This window comes from Aequorivita vitellina, assembly GCF_022008365.1.
Classification (GTDB): Bacteria; Bacteroidota; Bacteroidia; order Flavobacteriales; family Flavobacteriaceae; genus Aequorivita; species Aequorivita vitellina.
The window spans coordinates 25,543-42,538 of sequence record NZ_JAIRBA010000020.1 but is presented as its reverse complement, the minus strand read 5'-3'; the positions used below and the strand labels follow the sequence as shown (position 1 = coordinate 42,538).

Genomic DNA, 16,996 nt, shown 5'->3' with positions numbered 1-16,996 from the left:
CAAAAAGTGTTTTCATAAATTATTTTCTGAAATTACTCTCTTTTTGAAATTTCATCACGAATGCTTGCAGCCTTTTCGTAGTTTTCGTTTTTAACCGCCTCTTCTAGCATTTTGTTTAAATCGCTAAGGCTGTATTTAGTGTAATTTTCGCCTGAAGGTTTAATAGATTCTTTATCCTCGCCAAGGATTAAATTTTCTATAACCGCTTCTTCTTTTTTTGATAATGTTTTTTTTGAAGTACTGGTTTTTAAGTGAATTCCAGCCTTATCTAAAATGTTTTTATAGGTAAAAATGGGTGCTTTAAACCGAAGTGCCAGAGCAATGGCATCGCTGGTACGGGCGTCTATTATTTCTTCAATTTTATCGCGTTCGCAAATAATGCTCGAATAAAACACACCGTCCACCAATTTGTGGATTATTACTTGTTTTATAACAATATCAAATCGGTCTGCGAAGTTTTTAAAAAGGTCGTGGGTAAGGGGGCGCGGAGGCGTAATATCTTTTTCGAGGGCGATTGCGATTGATTGTGCTTCAAAAGCTCCAATAACTATAGGAAGTTTTCGTTCGCCGTCAACTTCGTTTAAAATAAGGGCGTATGCACCATTTTGTGTTTGGCTGTACGATATTCCTTTGATTGTAAGTTTTACTAAACTCATTCTTCAAAAATCAGTGATAAATATTAATTACGCGTTGTTCAGTTAAACAATTGACTATAAAAGTAACGAATAATAAATCAATAAAAAAGGCTGTTTAAATTTGGATGCTTCCTTATCTAAACAGCCTTTTATCGAGGCACAAATTAATAAAAAATTATGCGTTTTGCGCCTTAAATTCCTTTAATTTTTCTGTGAGCTGTGGCACAATTTCGAAGGCATCGCCAACAATGCCGTAGTCTGCAGCCTTAAAAAATGGTGCTTCGGGGTCGTTGTTGATAACCACTTTAACTTTTGAAGCATTGATACCTGCCAAATGCTGTATAGCACCAGAAATACCAATGGCAATATACAGATTTGAAGCAACAGGTTTTCCTGTTTGCCCTACGTGTTCGCTATGTGGTCTCCAGCCCATATCGCTAACGGGTTTTGAACAAGCTGTAGCTGCTCCCAAAGTTTCGGCAAGGTCTTCAATCATTCCCCAATTTTCGGGGCCTTTCATTCCACGTCCTGCAGAAACAACTATTTCGGCATCGGCGATTGTAACGGTATCGGTTGCTTTGTCTACCGAAACAATTTCCATATCAAAGTCGTGTGCGTCAAGATTTGGCGAAAAGTCTTCCGTAGAAGCTGAAGTTTCGTTTTCTTTAAGTCCGTATGAGTTTTTTCCTAAACCAATTATCTTTATATCGGTTTTAAATTCGGTGGTTGCAAATGCTTTATTTGTAAAAACGCTGTGTTTTACTTTAAAAGGTGAAGTGCTTTCTGGCAATGCTACTACGTTTGGCACAAAGCCAGCCTCGAGGTTTACGGCCAAAGTGGGTGCTAAAAATTTGCTGTTTGCACTTGATGTTAACACAATAACTTTTGCGTCTTCGTTTTTTGCAGCTTGACCGATAGCATCTGCATAGGCTTCGCCATTAAATTTGCTTAATTTATCGTTGGTAATCTTCAAAACTTTTGAAGCTCCGTATTTTCCCAATTCGGAAGTGTCGGTAGCATTGATGCAAACTGCTGTAACCTGTGTATCTAGTTGGTCTGCAATTCCCTTTGCATATGCAACCGCTTCGAGGGCAATTTTTTTAAATTTTCCCTCTTCTGATTCTGTATATACTAAAACTGACATGTCTTTCTATTTTTATATTCTTAAATATCTTTTGCTTTGTGGCTCCTTCTTCCGCCGCGGCGCATTTTCAAAAAGGAGAAAAAAGCGTTTTAAATAACTTTTGCTTCGTTGTGCAAAAGGTTAACCAATTCGTCAACACTGTCTACTAATTTTACAGGGCCTTTTGGAGCTGGTTTTTCAAAACTAACGGTGTTTGTTTCGGAATTTGCATCAATAGCTTCTTTTACATTGAGCGGTTTTGTGCGGGCTTGCATAATGCCACGCATATTTGGAATGCGGAGATCGCTTTCTTCCACCAGACCTTTTTGACAGCCAATTACCAACGGGAGTGAAGTTTTTAAAGTTTCTTTTCCGCCATCTATTTCGCGAATTGCCGTTGCATTGTCGCCTTCTACTTCAAGACCGATGCAGGTGTTTACGAAATTTGCACCAATAAGTTTTGCAAGCATTCCGGGCACCATTCCACCGTTGTAATCGATAGACTCCCTGCCGCCAATTATTAAATTATAACCGCCTTCTTTTGCAATATTTGCAAGTTGTTTTGCAACTGAAAAACCATCGGTTGCTGGGGTGTTTATTCGGATTGCTTCATCAGCGCCAATAGCTAAAGCTTTGCGTAAGGTTGGTTCTGTTTCAGGGCCGCCAACGTTTATTACGTGCACCGTTGCACCTTGTTTTTCTTTAAACCACATAGCGCGGGTAAGGCCAAATTCATCATTCGGGTTGATTACAAATTGCACTCCGTTGGTGTCAAATTTTGTATCGCCTTCAGTAAAGTTAATTTTTGAAGTTGTGTCCGGTACGTGACTTATACAGACTAATATTTTCATCTTTAAATAATATTTGATAGATAGGAAGATGTAATGTCCCAAACTACATCTTCACAGAAATTATTGAATAATTATGGGACATTTCATCTTTAAAAGTGTTTTTGGATTGTAAAATTTGTGCAAATTTTAAGGTTTGTAAAATAACCAATTTGCTCGTGTGCGAAGTTAAGAATATATTTCTTTTTTTTGTTATGCACGCATAATAAATTTTGGTTAAAAGTGATGAATTAATACCTAAACAGATAGTATTTATAGTATTTTTGCTTCCCTATTCCGAAACCTATCGGAAAAATGGATTTTTATATTTCAAATTGAACACATGAAAACACTACAATTCAGAGAAGCTGTACAGGAAGCAATGAGCGAAGAAATGCGCCGTGACGAAACTATATATTTAATGGGTGAAGAAGTAGCCGAATACAACGGTGCTTACAAAGCCAGTAAAGGAATGCTGGACGAGTTTGGTGCCAAACGCATTATAGACACCCCCATTTCCGAAATGGGTTTTTCAGGAATAGGTGTAGGTTCGGCAATGAACGGCAACAGACCAATCATTGAGTTTATGACTTTTAACTTTTCGCTTGTAGCCATTGATCAAATTATAAACAATGCTGCCAAAATGCGCCAAATGAGCGGTGGGCAGTTTAATATTCCCATCGTTTTCCGTGGACCAACGGCTTCTGCAGGGCAACTTGCAGCGACGCACAGTCAAGCTTTTGAGAGCTGGTACGCCAACTGTCCGGGTTTAAAAGTGATTGTGCCGAGTAATCCTGCGGATGCAAAAGGATTGCTAAAAAGTGCCATCCGCGACAACGACCCTGTTATATTTATGGAAAGTGAGCAGATGTACGGCGATAAAGGGGAAGTGCCCGAAGGCGAATATTTAATCCCAATTGGAGTTGCAGATATTAAAAGAAAAGGAACAGATGTAACCATAGTTTCTTTTGGAAAAATTATAAAAGAAGCTTATGCAGCGGCCGAAAAATTAGCAAAGGAAGGTGTTGAATGCGAAATTATTGATTTGCGTACTGTACGTCCGTTGGATTACGAAGCAATTTACGAATCTGTAAAGAAAACCAATAGATTGGTAATTCTTGAAGAGGCGTGGCCTTTTGGTAATGTAGCTACGGAAATTACATATCAAGTTCAGAATAATGTTTTTGATTACTTAGATGCGCCAATTGTAAAAATAAATACAGCAGATACGCCAGCGCCGTATTCACCAGAATTATTAAAGGAATGGTTGCCAAATAGTGAAGATGTGGTTAAGGCTGTGAAGAAAGTTCTTTATAAGTAGAAATCACAAATCACAAATCACAAATCGCAAATAACGAGCATCGAGTAGCAAATAAATTTCAAAAAGCAAAAACTAAAAGTTAATAAATAATGTCTGCTTCAAATAACAAATTATTGGAGCTCGAAGCGCAGACTTTGTTATTTGCAAAGAACATTCGTATTTTCATTTTTGAACTTTCTTTTCTATTTGGAATTGGTTTTTTTTTTTGAGATTTCATCTTTTTCAATTAGCATTTCATTTTACTCGTAGTCCCATTTATATATGAAGCACCTCTTATTTTTTTCATTTTTAATTTTAAGTGCTTCGGTATATTCACAAACCAAGGTCAGCGGTGTAATAAAGGACGCTACAGATTACCCAGTTGCTTTTGCCAACGTTATTTTTAAAGATTCGCAGGAGGGAACAATTTCTGATGAAAACGGACGATTTTATTTGGAAAGCAATAAAACGTACAACACAGTTATCTTTTCATTTATAGGCTACACCACCAAAGAAGTGGAACTCACCTCGCGCACTACTTATAATATGGAAATTGTATTGGAAGAAAGTGCCGATGCATTGGACGAGGTGGTGGTTTACGCCGGAAAAACTTCAAAAAAGAACAACCCTGCCTTGGATATTCTTCGGAAAATTTGGGAAAATAGGCGGGAGAACGGCGTTAAAAAGTTTGACCAATATCAATACGATAAATATGAGAAACTTGAATTCGATTTAAACACTATAGACAGTGCACTAATTAAAAGCAAGATTTTTAAAGGGATGGAATTTATCTTCGACCAGACCGATACATCTAGCGTTACCGGAAATACATATCTGCCAATTTTTATAAATGAAGCGGCTTCAAAAGTGTATGGCGACAATCTATTAGCTCAGGAAAAGGAAGTTCTTCAAGGCAATAAAAATTCTGGATTTGATAATAATCAAGCGCTTATTGCCTTTGTAAAAGATCTTTACAGCGAATATGACGTTTACAATAATTACTTGAAGTTTTTCGATAAAGCTTTTACAAGTCCGCTATCTAAAACGGGTATCGACGTTTACAATTATGTGTTGCGCGACAGTGCGTATCGCGACAATAAATGGTGTTATAATATTGTGTATTATCCGCGCCGAAAGAATGAATTGACATTTAAAGGCGATTTTTGGGTAAACGATACAACTTGGGCCATTAAGGAAATTAATTTAAAAGCCAGTAAAAGTGCAAACCTAAACTGGGTGCGGGATGTGTATATTGAACAGGAGTTTGAGGTGCTAAACGATTCTACCTTCCTAATTACCCGTGATTATTTTATGAGCGATTTCAGCTTTAGAAAAAAGGAAGAGGCCCGAGGGGTCTATGGCAAGCGCACTACTTTGTATGATAATTATATTTTCGACATCCCGAAAGACAAAAAGTTTTACGCCCAACAAGTAGATCCGTACAACTATGAAGTTTACAATCGTCCCGATGATTTTTGGGACAAAAACCGAATGGAAAAACTAAGCAAAGACGAAACGGGAGTTTATAAAATGCTGGACACACTTAAAACCGTGGGGCGTTTTAAAGCGTTATATAATATAGGTGCCACTTTGGCCAGTGGTTATTATGAAATAAACAACTTTGACGTTGGTCCGGTATTTTCAATTTTTGGATTCAACGAAGCTGAAGGGATGCGTATTCGTTTGGGAGGAAGAACCTATTTTGGGCAAAATGACCCTTGGCGACTCGAAGGTTTTGGAGCCTACGGATTTAAAGACGACCGGTTTAAGTATGGTATCTCCGGAAAATGGTTATTGGATAGAAAATCGAGGCTTACTGTGTTTGGGGGTAATCGTCGCGATGTGGAACAAACAGGTGCTAGCCTAACTAATAGCAACGATGTTTTAGGAAGGAGTTTAGCATCGTCATCATTGCTTTCGGTAGGCTCAAACGATAGACTTTCGCGAATTAATTTAAGTACTATCGGTTTTGACATTGAACCTTGGAAGAATTTTATACTTCGTCTTACGGGCTCATACCGAACCTTAGAGTCGGCGACTGAAACTTTTAGTATTAATTATAAAGTACTGGAAGATGGCGTGTTTACTGGCGATGTAAAAAGTGAATTAAAACAGGCCGAGATACAAGTGGGGATTTTTTATACGCCTGGCAGAAAAACGTCGGGTTATGGAGTGGAACGCACCATAATTAACGAAGGCGATTTCCCATCTTTTTATGCAAGTTACAGTTATGGATTAAAAGATGTAATGGGTGGCGATTTTGAGTATAAAAAATTGCAAGCGCTTTACACACAACCATGGAACATTGGCGGAATTGGCCGTTTAATTTCTACTGTTGAAATTGGTACAACCATTGGTGCAGTACCATTAAGCCTAATAAATCCGATACCTGGAAACCAGACTTATTTCAGCCTTTACAATACTTTCACCCAGTTAGATTATTATGAATTTGTGAGCGATACGTATGCCTCGCTTCATTTACAACACAATTTTGGAGGGAGAATTTTTTCCAGAATTCCAGTGCTGCGGAATTTAGATTTGCGTGAAGTAGTTGGTTTTAGAGCGGTATATGGCACAATTTCGCAAGAAAATATAGACTTGAATGCTTCAAATATTGTTTACCAAGCGCCCGAAGATATCTACTGGGAATGGAGCGTTGGGGTGGGGAACATCTTCAGGGTATTTAGGCTCGACTTTAATTTCCGCGGTAATTATTTAGACAATATTGATGCCCGTGATTTTGGGGTTACGGGGGTTTTTGGATTTAGTTTCTAAGCTTTTCTACTTTTTTTATCTTTTAAATATGACGTACATTTTCTAAGCGAATGTTATTGGGGAATTATGTTTTTGGCACCTATTTTCTATATATTATATTTACTATAAAGATACTATAGATATACTATAAACATACTATATAGTTACTGTAGATATACTATATATAAATTGCGACTTCCTGTTTTATTGGGTTTTTATATTATTTGGATTATGGCAAGACAAAAAAAGGTTCATTAAAATAGAAGGTATTGTTGGAATAGGAATTTTCTGAAAGGATAATTAGATAACTGGCGCGTGAGTTTGGTAGAGGGCGTTGTGTGAGTGCGACTTGGGAAGGGTGCGACCTGTTCGTGCTTTATGTTTAGTAAAATGATTGAAAGTTGTAAAAAAAAACATCCCTCACAGCTTTCCGCAAGGGATGGTAACTAACCAAACTCTATTCTCCCCAGAACAAATGGCGTGGTTAATTCTCTGCTAAATTAATGAGAGTAGTTGGGTTTGTTTTACGGGAAACCGTAATATGGGGTATTTTTTAAAAGAATTATTCGGGAGTTATTTTTTAAGAAGAAATTGATGGTCTTTTAAATAAGTCCGAGGTCTTTGGCTGTTGAAATAAGGTGGGTTGTGTTTTTGGCATTGAATTGATTTCTAAGCTTAACTATCTTTTTTTCAATGGCACTCAAGCTATTTGGCTTAATGTTTTTGCCTTTAAAATCTAAACTGATTTCTTCTTGCGATTGTCCGTTGGCGAGGAGTTTCATAATTTCAATATCGTAATCTTCTATTTCGGATGTTGAGGTTTCCCGTAATGCGTTGCCAATTTGTGGAGATAGATAGGTTTTGTTTTGCAATACCGCCGCAATGGCTTCATCTAGTTCTTTTAATCCGTTTCGGCCTTTGCAAACGAAGGCATTGGACATGCAGTCTAACATAACTGTTCGTACTTTTTGTGGGCGATCCTCGATGGAATAGGTAATTATTTTAATATTAGGATATTCCTGCTTTATCGCTTTAATAAGTACTTCTCCCGATGGATATTTTTGATGGCGGTGGTCTGCTTTATACGAAAGATCTGTAATCAACAAATCGAAAGGGCGCTCGTCTAGGCTTGCTCGTTTAATTTTTAGGTAAGCATCGTCGCAATATTGCACTTGATGAATATTGTCTATGTGCAAGGATTCTAGCACCGAAACGACGCCGTTACTAATGCTGCCCAAGTCTTCGGAAATTAAAACCTTTTTGAACATAACTTATAAAGTAATTTTAGCTTTGAACCCTTTAGTGGGTTGTGAATCAAAAATAATAGTTCCATTCAATGTTTTTATACGGTTTTCCGCATTTTGGAGACCATTTTTATCTTTTAGTGTGCAGCCTACACCGTTATCGGAATATTCAATGTTTAATTTTTTTCCGTTTTGTTGAAAGGCGAGTACTACTGCAGAGGCTTTACTGTGTTTTTTCATATTAGTCATTAACTCCTGCAGGACTCTATAAAGAGTTATTTTTTTAATTTCTGAAATACTTTCCCATTTCAGTTTAGAAATGTTACGGGTTACAATGGATACAGATTGGGTTTGATAGTTTAACAACAAATCGTTGAGTTGTTCACTAAAGTTTTCTTCTATTTCTATAGCGCTGTTTTCGTTTGAAATATCGCGGGTTTTGTTATAAATTTTTTCGAGGTCGTCTAATACCGCTTCATCGTCGTTGGTGTTTCCTTGAATTTTCGCCATTAATTGGTAAACATCATTCGCTACTTCATCGTGCACTTTTTTGGAGATTCGGCTCTCGGTATTGTGTACTTGTTCTATTCTTTCCTTTTTATGTTTTATTCGTAATGCGAAGAAGATATAAATAGAAGTTAGTAAAATGATGACCCCTAGAATTAGGAAAATGAGTTTTTGATTTTTTTCTTTTTCTCTTGCCAAGAGTGCTTCCGAGGTTTTCTTTTTCTCGTTTGCTACATTGTATTTAAAAAAGGCATTTTTGTTTTCTGCTAACTGTTTCTTTTTGGCAATACTGTCTGAAATTTGTTTGAATTGAACAATTTTTGGGTCTTCGTTCATTATTGCAAAAAGCGAAAGTGCGTCTTTTAAGTAAGTGATGCTTTCTAGTGTTTTTGCAACTTCGTAAGCTTTATTGGCATAATTCGTAGCTAGGTTTTTGTTATTTCTATCAAAATAGTACAGGGCAAAATTCTTATTGCTAGCGTAGATTCCTTCCATATTGTTTTTGGCTTCTCTAACTGCTAGGGCTTTCTTTAAATTAATTATAGCGTCTGGGTTTCCCAATTTGGACTGTATATGTCCTAAATTGTCTAGCACCATTGCAAACTGAAGTGAATTGGAATCTTTTTCAACTTTTTTACGGGCGAGTTCGAGTTGTTCGGCCGCTTTTTCATATTTGTCTTGCGCTCGATAGATTAGCGCTATATTGTTTAATAGCGTTATGCTATCTTTTTTTGTTTTTGAAAAGCTAAGTGACCGGTTATACGCTTCGATGGCTTTCGTATAATTCTTTAATTCTCCGTAGTTGTTTCCCAATTGATTATAGAGTCCTTTTCTACCATCTATTAAAGTGTCTTTATGAGGATAACTATCAATTAATGTTAGTGCTTCGACAACTGCAATTTCACTATCGGTGAAATTACCTACGCTATATTGTCCCTGTGCAATCAACCTTAAATCTTGAATAGTACTTATGGTGTCATGGCGATTACTATCTTTTTCTTTTTTTTGGGTGAAAAAGTTAATGCCTTCCGAAATGGTTGTTTCGCCATTTGGGAATACTATTGCATTGTAGTATTTGTAAATAGTGTCACGAGGTGCTTGTGCATGCAGTGTAGTTGGGCTTCCCAGTGAAAATAGAAGGCAAAAAAAGAGGAGTGAAAAGAGTAGGTTTTTCATTCCTCTAAAGTACTAACAAAATTGGAAATTTTATCCTCCTTGGTCGGGTGGTGGGGGTGGGGGTGGAAAATTACCCACATCGCCACAACAGGCTTGTGTGCTCTTCACTTCCTCTGAAATTGTTTGGGGCGTACAAGAAAAAATACTCATGTATAGAAAAACGGTGAGTGATATAAAAGCTATTTTTTTCATTTTGTTTGATTTAAAAGTTGTTAAAAGTGTGGCTGTCCAGGAACTCGCCCAGATAAGTTTTCAGTAACACGTTAAGGGGAAGACTACTCTTCCAAATTGAGAAGTGTGGAGCACAGCGGTAAGGCAAGAGGTTACTTCTCAAAATGGCCAATTACATTACACTGTAGCTCCAGTAGTTGTATAGAAATGTTTTGTAAACCTTGTTACACCCAAGGTGGCATTTCAATACTGACGCAAATGAAGGATAATTGCACTAGGAAGGCTGGAAAGTGAATGGAAAGGTTTTGGAAAAGATTTTCCAAGTATTTTCCAACTCAATTTTGTAGATTTAAAAGCGTTGAAAAATCGCGAGTATGCATAAAGATTTATTAATAAGGGCATTTGAAACAGCTCGAAAGGAATTAATTGCGGAAGGAAATATTGCACCATCAGATTCGCGATGTGCAATGCGTTTATCGGAGGTTATTTCGGAAACATTTCCTTATGGGGAAAAAAGTTTGAGAAAATTCTATAAAAAAGCGATGGCAGAAGATTCGGGAGATGATATACAACAATCAAGACCTGAAGTTTTGAATGCAATGGCCAAATATTTGGGATATTCAGATTACAAAGCGTACTTAATTGAAATAAGGGAAGGAAAGGCACCTGAATTGAAAAAGGAAGAAGCTTCAATTTCAGGTTATGGAACGGAGGATAAAAGTGTTGAAGCAAAAGCAGCTAATAGCACGCCAATTACAAAAGGAAGAAATAAGGTATTGTTAATTGCTTCTATTTTGTCTGTTTTGTTATTTATTGGTTTTTTTGGGTATAGTTATGTTACCAAACAAAGATGGATGGAATGGCAGGAAACGCACTATATAGAAACATCGTTTGATGCTGAAAAATTGAAAGCTGGCGTTTTAAAAGTATATAAAGAGGAACGTATTGAGAGTTTTAGGAAGTTATTTCCAAATTGCGCGACTCAATTTTTTAATGAAGACGACAGCGTTCGTCTTTGGTATGGTAAAAATAGGGAGGGAAAAATAGAATATTTTTCGAGTTATGGTCTTCATCCGGAAACCAATAAAACCCTCCGGCCAATTACCAAATATATTATTGAAAAGTATGTTTGCAATTAGATTTTATTAAAGCCGAGGTAGCGCATTTTTGTGCTGTGGAAAACTTTTTGATGATAAATACTTGTGGCTTGTATGGTTTTGAGACAAATTTTAGCTGTTATTTGTGTCAATTTTTAAAGTTTACGAAGTACTCAAAATAAATCTATTGCGAACGCAGTTTTGAGAGGGAAGCATCTCTCTTTACCCAACTAATACCCGAAATTTTTTTAAATACTTATGTTTGAGTAAACATAAAATCTTGATTTTAGCGATGCACAACCACTTGAAAGTTTTCGATATCCGTTTCGCCAAAGACCATTCGGTACCCAAAATTTCCGCCGAAGCCCAATACCGATAAGTTAATGGAATGCGAGCCCGCAGGGAGTTGAATATAGCCACTACCAGATAAATAATAATAGCCCGAAGCATAGGTTCCACCCCCGGAAGATGTGGGGTTGTTTGTATAGGTTCCAGTAGCTATGGCAATTTGATTTGAACTTCCATTTACGGTAACATAAGATCTATATAATCGGGAAGCGCCATCTACCACTGGGGTTGTTCCATCGGGCATGGTGATTTGAACGCTAAATTGATAGTTTACATGCACCAGAGATTCTTGTGTAAGGTTAATTGTTGAGTTTAGCAGCGAGCGCGTAACACCCGATCCACTATTAGAGCTAATAGCTACTCCATTGCCTAAAAAGTTGAGGTTATTTACAGGCATAAAAGTTTGTATTAATGGTGGTTGTAGCGTGAGGTCTCCTTCATTGTTTACATAAACTGGTGCGGGATCTGCGGAAACGTTATTGGAGTTATTTGTTGAATTTAGTTCGTCAATTCTAACGGTTGCAGCAGTTCCTGCTAAATGAAACTCGGTTTGTGGATCGTTGGTGTTTATCCCAATTCTGTTATTAGTGCCATTTACAAAAAACATATTTGGTTGATTGTCACTTTCAATTCTAAAATTAAAATTGTTACCGGGATCATTAAATACAGCTTCCGAAGCACTAAGCCGTAATCTTTCAATTTTATTTGTGGAAAAACCAAAATTATCTGTACCAATTCTAAACATTCCCATGTCGGAATCACTATTCCACGAATAAAAAGGAAGGGTGCTGGAACCATTTTGCATTGCTAGTAGCTGATTGCCATTTGCCACTCTAATTCGCTCAATATTATTAGTTCTAAAAGTAAGGCCTTGGGCATCAGTAGTTCCAATAAAATTATTGCTTTGATTTGTTCCTGAGTTTCCAAGTAAATCCCATTTTTCGGAAGCTATTAATGCCACCCAACTAGTTCCACTCCAGTAATAATAGCCCGGATAAACTCTATGTGGGTCAATTCCAGCTGTGGCAGTATTATAAACTAATAAACTTACAGCGGGTTGGGGATCTATTGGAGTGCTTTCATTTATAGCTGTAAGAGCTACTCTCGGTATGAGCAATCCTTTACTTCCTGTTGGATCGCTTATGTCTAATATCGAAGAAGAATCAGGGCTAGTGGTTCCAATCCCCACTTGTGCAACGGTAGTAAACACTATTAAAAACAGGGGAGAAAAAACAAGTGATCGTAGGTTAAAATGTATTTTCATGATTTGAGTAATTTGAAATACGTATGCAATGATACAACATAAAATCGATAAAGTGCATAAAAAATAAGTTAAAAGCACTGTTTTTTAACGTTTTAACAATAAAATGTTAAAATTGTATCATTTGTATCTTCTAAATTTATCTCGTAATTATTTTTTTACAACTCAGCTATTTTGTCAATATCTTTGTGCTATGGAAAACCTTTTGTTGGCAAAACCCATTCCTGTCACTGAAATAGATCTTTCTCTTTTTAGCATAACGAGGTATAGGTTATTCGTGAAACGTGAAGATTTAATTCATCCTTTTGTTTCGGGAAATAAATTCAGAAAGTTAAAATACAATTTACAGGCTGCACAAAAACTGAGTTGTGAAACGCTACTTACTTTTGGCGGGGCGTTTTCCAATCATATTGCAGCCGTTGCCGCTGCGGGTAAAGAAATGGGTTTTAAAACCATTGGTATAATTCGCGGGGAGGAGCTTGAAAGTAAAATAGCCAAAAATCCTACGCTTACTTTTGCAAAGGATTGCGGAATGCAATTTCATTTTATTTCGCGGCAAGCATATAGATTGAAAGAAGAAAATGAATTTATTGAAGAATTAAAAAATCAATTTGGGGATTTCTATTTGCTACCCGAGGGCGGAACAAATGCGTTGGCTATAAAAGGATGCGAAGAAATTTTAGGTGAAGTGGCTTTTTCGGCAGATAGTATTTGTGTTCCGGTAGGCACAGGAGGGACAATGGCTGGGCTGGTAAAGGCTTCAAATGATGGGCAGCAAGTTTTAGGTTTTTCAGCTTTAAAAGGCATTTTTCAATCTTCTGAAATAGCGAAATACACTTCCAAAGCCAATTTTAAAATCACCGATTCGTATTGTTTTGGCGGATATGGCAAAATAGATATTGAATTGGTTCGTTTTATAAATGAATTCAAAGAAAAAACAAATATTCTTCTTGATCCTGTTTATACTGGAAAAATGATGTACGGTATCATGGATCTACTAAAAAAGGGGTATTTCAAAGAAAATAGCTGTATTTTTGCCGTTCATACGGGCGGTTTGCAGGGCATAGCTGGTATGAATCAAAAATTGAAAAAGAAAAACCTACCTTTAATTGAATAATATGATTGGCAGAATTATTTCCCTACTTCTTGTATGTATTATCTGTTTTAGCAGTTGTAAATCGAAAAAAACGGCTTCAAAATATAAAAAGAAGCAACGCACCGAACGCGTAGTGCGGGTAAACCAAAACGTAAATGAAAAGGACACAAAGGCTGAAGAGCCTGCCGTAGTTTCGGTGCCAGTAAATATTTCGTACAGTGAACGCGTTGCTAATTACATCAATGAATTTAGTGCTATAGCCATGGAAGAAATGCTGCAGTACGGAATACCCGCTAGTATCACACTCGCACAAGGCATTTTAGAGAGCGGTGCTGGTGCAGGCGAACTTACAATGAAAGCAAACAATCATTTCGGCATAAAATGCCATAGAGGTTGGGAGGGCGAAAGTGTGTATCACGACGATGACGAGCGCGGTGAATGTTTTAGAAAATATAAGGACCCAAAGTATTCATACAGAGACCACTCCTTGTTTTTAACGCAACGTAGCCGGTATCAAGATTTATTTAAACTTCGCAAAGACGATTACAAAGGATGGGCTAAAGGCTTGCGTAAAGCTGGTTACGCAACAGATCCAAAATACCCAGATAAACTTATAAGCATCGTTGAACGTTATAGATTAGATCAATATGACGACCAAGTTTTGGGTAAACGCGTACGTACAGCACAACCAGATGACGCTAAAATAAGCACGTATTCCGTTAAGCCAGGCGATACCCTTTATAGCATTTCCAGACGATTTAATCTCACCGTTGAAAATTTAAAACAATACAATGGTTTAAGAAATAACGATCTGGCTATTGGTCAAGTTTTGTATCTACATCCGGTGAAAAATCGATAGGGAGTTTCGTTTCATTTAAAGTTTTAAAATGAAATATTCTTCAAAAGCATAAATTATAATTACAATGAAATACCAAAGAAGTAGTGCTCTTTTTAGAGAGGCACAAAAAGTTATTCCGGGCGGTGTTAATTCGCCAGTTAGGGCCTTTAAATCTGTTGGCGGTGACCCTGTTTTTGTTGCAAAAGCGAAGGGCGCTTATATCTATGATGTTGATGGCAATAAATTAATTGACTATATTAATTCTTGGGGACCAATGATTTTGGGTCACGCCCACGAACCAGTTGTAAACGCAGTTGTGGAAAAAGCTCAAAAAGGAACGTCATTCGGGATGCCCACAGAAATTGAAACTGAAATTGCAGCACTTGCGGTTTCTATGGTTCCTAATATTGATAAAATCCGTTTTGTAAATAGTGGGACCGAAGCTTGTATGAGTGCGGTACGTTTGGCGCGCGGATTTACCGGAAAAGATAAAATTATAAAGTTTGCAGGATGTTATCACGGGCATAGCGATTCTTTTTTAATCCAAGCAGGAAGTGGTGCGATTACTTTTGGAGCACCTAATAGTCCTGGCGTTACAGCGGGCACGGCAAAAGATACCTTGCTTGCCACCTACAACGATTTGGGTCATGTGAAAGCGGTTATTGAAGCTAATAAAAATGAAATAGCCTGTATAATTTTAGAGCCTGTGGCAGGAAACATGGGGTGTATACCACCAGCCGAAGGATTTTTGGAAGGCTTAAGAGAACTATGCGATAAAAATGATATCCTCTTAATTTTTGACGAAGTAATGACTGGGTTTAGACTCGCTCCTGGTGGTGCGCAAGAGTTATTTGGAGTTGATGCAGATATCGTTACGTTTGGAAAAGTGATAGGTGGTGGATTACCCGTTGGCGCATTTGCCGCGCGAGAAGAAATAATGAATTATTTAGCCCCAATAGGCCCCGTGTACCAAGCGGGAACATTAAGTGGGAATCCATTGGCAATGGCAGCCGGACTGGCAATGCTAAAAGAACTGAATGAAAATCGAGCGGTTTTTAATTCAATTAATAAAAAGACTGAATATTTGCATAACGGTTTGCAAGCGGCGCTTACTGCTGAAAATGTTAAATTTACTATTAATAGGGTGGGTTCAATGATTTCGGTACATTTTTCTGAAGAATCTGTTACAGATTTTACTTCTGCGGTGCATGCGAACAATGAAAATTTTAAAACCTTTTTCCACGGGTTGCTCGATGAAGGGGTTTATATTGCGCCAAGCGCTTTTGAAACTTGGTTTATTTGCGATGCGTTAAGTTATGAAGATTTAGATGCCACTATTGCAGCTTGCAAAAAAGTTGCTTCAACTTTAAATTAAAAGCTGCTTCAAAATATAGCATTCAGAAATGTATGCAAAAAAAAGACCCTTTCTAGAATTGGAAAGGGTCTTACTTTTACTAATAATCAATCACTAATTATTCATTTTTACCCATTGGGCATATTGTTCGGCAGATAAGGTTTTTTTCATCGCTTCATTTAAGGAAGCATCAAATTTTTCCTTATTCGCTTTAACCGTAGCATCGCTTGCGTTTTTTCCGTTAACGTGCTTTTGATAATTTACTTCTTTTGCAACCAAGGCTCTAAAAATAGCGCGACTTTGATCACCGTTTAAATTAAGTGCCTCTGTTATTTTGGCAGTTTCAGTTTTGGCAATTACCTCTGGTCTATCATTGTCTTGAGACAGTTGCTGTGCGGTGGTTGTTTGAACACCCAAAAGCATTGTTACTGCAAAGGCAAATACTGTTAGTAGGTTTTTCATTTTAGTTGTTTTTAAATTTGAAGTTACTAATGTAACTAATTTGAATCTATCTGAAACAATAATTACGCCAAAAATTATATTTCAAGTTTCAATTATTTTTCTCCACGTTTCTCAGATCTTTTTTTATTGCCAAATCGGCGCGGTCTGTGCTGCTGCTTTTTTTCCCACTTTGCGAATTGTTCCTCGGTAAGAATTTCCTTCATCGCTTTTTTCATTGCAATACGTCTATCTAACATTGCGGATTTTGCTTCAAATTTTTGAGCGTCTGTCATTTCTTTTCTGCTTTCTGTTCGCTTAGGTTTGTCCTTCTGCAAATCGAGCAGCGTTTGGTTCACCTTTATTTGTTGCGCTTCGTTTAAATTTAAATCTAGCGTCATTTTTTTGGTGTGCAATTCGGCTCTTTGTTCAGGGGTTAAATTTTCCTGTAACTGCTTGCGATGTTCTTTTCTATCGTTGTTTTTATTTTGTGCGCTAATGGCGAAAGTGGTAAGTGCCATAAAAATTATCATTGCTTTTTTCATCTGTAATTATTTTATAGTTTATAGTATTATGACGTTCAATTTTTAGATTGGTTTAATTAGGAGGTGTTAATTCAATCTTAACTCACTGAAAAGCCAGGTTCCCTAAAAGTGCTTTTTTTAGGTTTTTAAAAAACAATATTTTTAAATTATTAATACTGCCAGCCGCGATTCTTGCAACGATGCGAGACCACTTATGCCAAAAAGGAGGACAATTTGCGGAGGGTATTTTAATAAAAAAGAGCCGCGACAATGCGGCTCTTTTCAAATTAAAAATTAATAGAA

Annotated in this window: 15 protein-coding genes; 6 read left to right on the top strand and 9 right to left on the bottom strand. The window is 37.1% G+C overall.

What is annotated here, in order from left to right; genetic code table 11:
• Positions 1-32 precede the first annotated feature (32 nt).
• The 3 genes from K8089_RS10685 to K8089_RS10675 all read right to left on the bottom strand — a co-directional run bounded on the left by K8089_RS10685 (position 33) and on the right by K8089_RS10675 (position 2,609).
• Complete coding sequence (locus K8089_RS10685) at positions 33-656, bottom strand: bifunctional nuclease family protein (RefSeq protein WP_237603277.1); 624 nt, start codon at positions 654-656, stop codon at positions 33-35.
• A 154-nt stretch (positions 657-810) separates the two neighbouring features.
• The gene (locus K8089_RS10680) at positions 811-1,779 is read right to left on the bottom strand and encodes an electron transfer flavoprotein subunit alpha/FixB family protein (protein ID WP_237603276.1); all 969 of its coding nucleotides are present in this window, start codon (positions 1,777-1,779) and stop codon (positions 811-813) included.
• 89 nt (positions 1,780-1,868) lie between these two features.
• Positions 1,869-2,609: an electron transfer flavoprotein subunit beta/FixA family protein gene (locus K8089_RS10675; RefSeq protein ID WP_237603275.1), complete on the bottom strand. Its 741-nt coding sequence runs from the start codon at positions 2,607-2,609 to the stop codon at positions 1,869-1,871.
• A 319-nt stretch (positions 2,610-2,928) separates the two neighbouring features.
• Here K8089_RS10675 and K8089_RS10670 point away from each other — a divergent pair, with 319 nt between their 5' ends.
• Positions 2,929-3,906, top strand: a complete 978-nt coding sequence (locus tag K8089_RS10670; protein ID WP_237603274.1) for a pyruvate dehydrogenase complex E1 component subunit beta — start codon at positions 2,929-2,931, stop codon at positions 3,904-3,906.
• A gap of 261 nt (positions 3,907-4,167) precedes the next feature.
• Entirely contained in the window at positions 4,168-6,660 is a 2,493-nt protein-coding gene (locus K8089_RS10665) for a DUF5686 and carboxypeptidase-like regulatory domain-containing protein (protein ID WP_237603272.1), read from the top strand.
• A gap of 581 nt (positions 6,661-7,241) precedes the next feature.
• Here the strand turns inward: K8089_RS10665 and K8089_RS10660 are convergent.
• From K8089_RS10660 to K8089_RS10650, 3 genes are read right to left on the bottom strand one after another with little or no spacing between them, the layout of a single operon-like run.
• Positions 7,242-7,907, bottom strand: a complete 666-nt coding sequence (locus K8089_RS10660; protein ID WP_237603271.1) for a response regulator transcription factor — start codon at positions 7,905-7,907, stop codon at positions 7,242-7,244.
• Between the two features lie 3 nt (positions 7,908-7,910).
• A complete protein-coding gene (locus K8089_RS10655) occupies positions 7,911-9,566 on the bottom strand; it encodes a tetratricopeptide repeat-containing sensor histidine kinase (RefSeq protein ID WP_237603270.1) in 1,656 nt (551 codons plus the stop codon).
• A 30-nt stretch (positions 9,567-9,596) separates the two neighbouring features.
• Positions 9,597-9,758 carry a hypothetical protein gene (locus tag K8089_RS10650; protein WP_237603269.1) on the bottom strand — a complete coding sequence of 54 codons (162 nt, stop codon included), beginning with the start codon at positions 9,756-9,758 and terminating at the stop codon, positions 9,597-9,599.
• Positions 9,759-10,111: 353 nt separating this feature from the next.
• On the opposite strand from K8089_RS10650, the gene K8089_RS10645 reads away from it, so the two are divergent.
• Complete coding sequence (locus K8089_RS10645; protein WP_237603268.1) at positions 10,112-10,876, top strand: hypothetical protein; 765 nt, start codon at positions 10,112-10,114, stop codon at positions 10,874-10,876.
• A gap of 244 nt (positions 10,877-11,120) precedes the next feature.
• Here K8089_RS10645 and K8089_RS10640 read toward each other — a convergent pair whose 3' ends face one another.
• Entirely contained in the window at positions 11,121-12,446 is a 1,326-nt protein-coding gene (locus K8089_RS10640) for a hypothetical protein (protein WP_237603267.1), read from the bottom strand.
• A 190-nt stretch (positions 12,447-12,636) separates the two neighbouring features.
• Between K8089_RS10640 and K8089_RS10635 the strand changes: the two genes are divergently transcribed.
• From K8089_RS10635 to hemL, 3 genes are all read left to right on the top strand, one after another.
• Complete coding sequence (locus K8089_RS10635; protein ID WP_237603266.1) at positions 12,637-13,560, top strand: 1-aminocyclopropane-1-carboxylate deaminase/D-cysteine desulfhydrase; 924 nt, start codon at positions 12,637-12,639, stop codon at positions 13,558-13,560.
• A gap of 1 nt (position 13,561) precedes the next feature.
• Entirely contained in the window at positions 13,562-14,398 is an 837-nt protein-coding gene (locus K8089_RS10630; RefSeq protein WP_237603265.1) for a glucosaminidase domain-containing protein, read from the top strand.
• Between the two features lie 64 nt (positions 14,399-14,462).
• The gene (gene hemL, locus K8089_RS10625) at positions 14,463-15,752 is read left to right on the top strand and encodes a glutamate-1-semialdehyde 2,1-aminomutase (RefSeq protein WP_237603264.1); all 1,290 of its coding nucleotides are present in this window, start codon (positions 14,463-14,465) and stop codon (positions 15,750-15,752) included.
• Between the two features lie 93 nt (positions 15,753-15,845).
• Here the strand turns inward: hemL and K8089_RS10620 are convergent, their stop codons facing one another.
• Positions 15,846-16,193 (bottom strand): hypothetical protein, encoded by a 348-nt coding sequence (locus K8089_RS10620; protein WP_237603263.1) that lies wholly within the window; start codon positions 16,191-16,193, stop codon positions 15,846-15,848.
• Between the two features lie 92 nt (positions 16,194-16,285).
• On the bottom strand, positions 16,286-16,714 hold the full coding sequence (locus K8089_RS10615; RefSeq protein ID WP_237603262.1) for a hypothetical protein: 429 nt from the start codon (positions 16,712-16,714) through the stop codon (positions 16,286-16,288).
• Positions 16,715-16,996: the final 282 nt, after the last annotated feature.

Excerpts from the sequence above, each read along its gene's own strand:
- K8089_RS10635 (WP_237603266.1), top strand. The coding sequence starts at position 12,637 with ATGGAAAACCTTTTGTTGGCAAAACCCATTCCTGTCACTGAAATAGAT.
- K8089_RS10645 (WP_237603268.1), top strand. The coding sequence starts at position 10,112 with ATGCATAAAGATTTATTAATAAGGGCATTTGAAACAGCTCGAAAGGAA.
- K8089_RS10640 (WP_237603267.1), bottom strand. The coding sequence starts at position 12,446 with ATGAAAATACATTTTAACCTACGATCACTTGTTTTTTCTCCCCTGTTT.
- K8089_RS10615 (WP_237603262.1), bottom strand. The coding sequence starts at position 16,714 with ATGAAAAAAGCAATGATAATTTTTATGGCACTTACCACTTTCGCCATT.
- hemL (WP_237603264.1), top strand. The coding sequence starts at position 14,463 with ATGAAATACCAAAGAAGTAGTGCTCTTTTTAGAGAGGCACAAAAAGTT.
- K8089_RS10675 (WP_237603275.1), bottom strand. The coding sequence starts at position 2,609 with ATGAAAATATTAGTCTGTATAAGTCACGTACCGGACACAACTTCAAAA.
- K8089_RS10655 (WP_237603270.1), bottom strand. The coding sequence starts at position 9,566 with ATGAAAAACCTACTCTTTTCACTCCTCTTTTTTTGCCTTCTATTTTCA.
- K8089_RS10670 (WP_237603274.1), top strand. The coding sequence starts at position 2,929 with ATGAAAACACTACAATTCAGAGAAGCTGTACAGGAAGCAATGAGCGAA.
- K8089_RS10685 (WP_237603277.1), bottom strand. The coding sequence starts at position 656 with ATGAGTTTAGTAAAACTTACAATCAAAGGAATATCGTACAGCCAAACA.
- K8089_RS10660 (WP_237603271.1), bottom strand. The coding sequence starts at position 7,907 with ATGTTCAAAAAGGTTTTAATTTCCGAAGACTTGGGCAGCATTAGTAAC.
- K8089_RS10680 (WP_237603276.1), bottom strand. The coding sequence starts at position 1,779 with ATGTCAGTTTTAGTATATACAGAATCAGAAGAGGGAAAATTTAAAAAA.
- K8089_RS10630 (WP_237603265.1), top strand. The coding sequence starts at position 13,562 with ATGATTGGCAGAATTATTTCCCTACTTCTTGTATGTATTATCTGTTTT.
- K8089_RS10650 (WP_237603269.1), bottom strand. The coding sequence starts at position 9,758 with ATGAAAAAAATAGCTTTTATATCACTCACCGTTTTTCTATACATGAGT.
- K8089_RS10665 (WP_237603272.1), top strand. The coding sequence starts at position 4,168 with ATGAAGCACCTCTTATTTTTTTCATTTTTAATTTTAAGTGCTTCGGTA.
- K8089_RS10620 (WP_237603263.1), bottom strand. The coding sequence starts at position 16,193 with ATGAAAAACCTACTAACAGTATTTGCCTTTGCAGTAACAATGCTTTTG.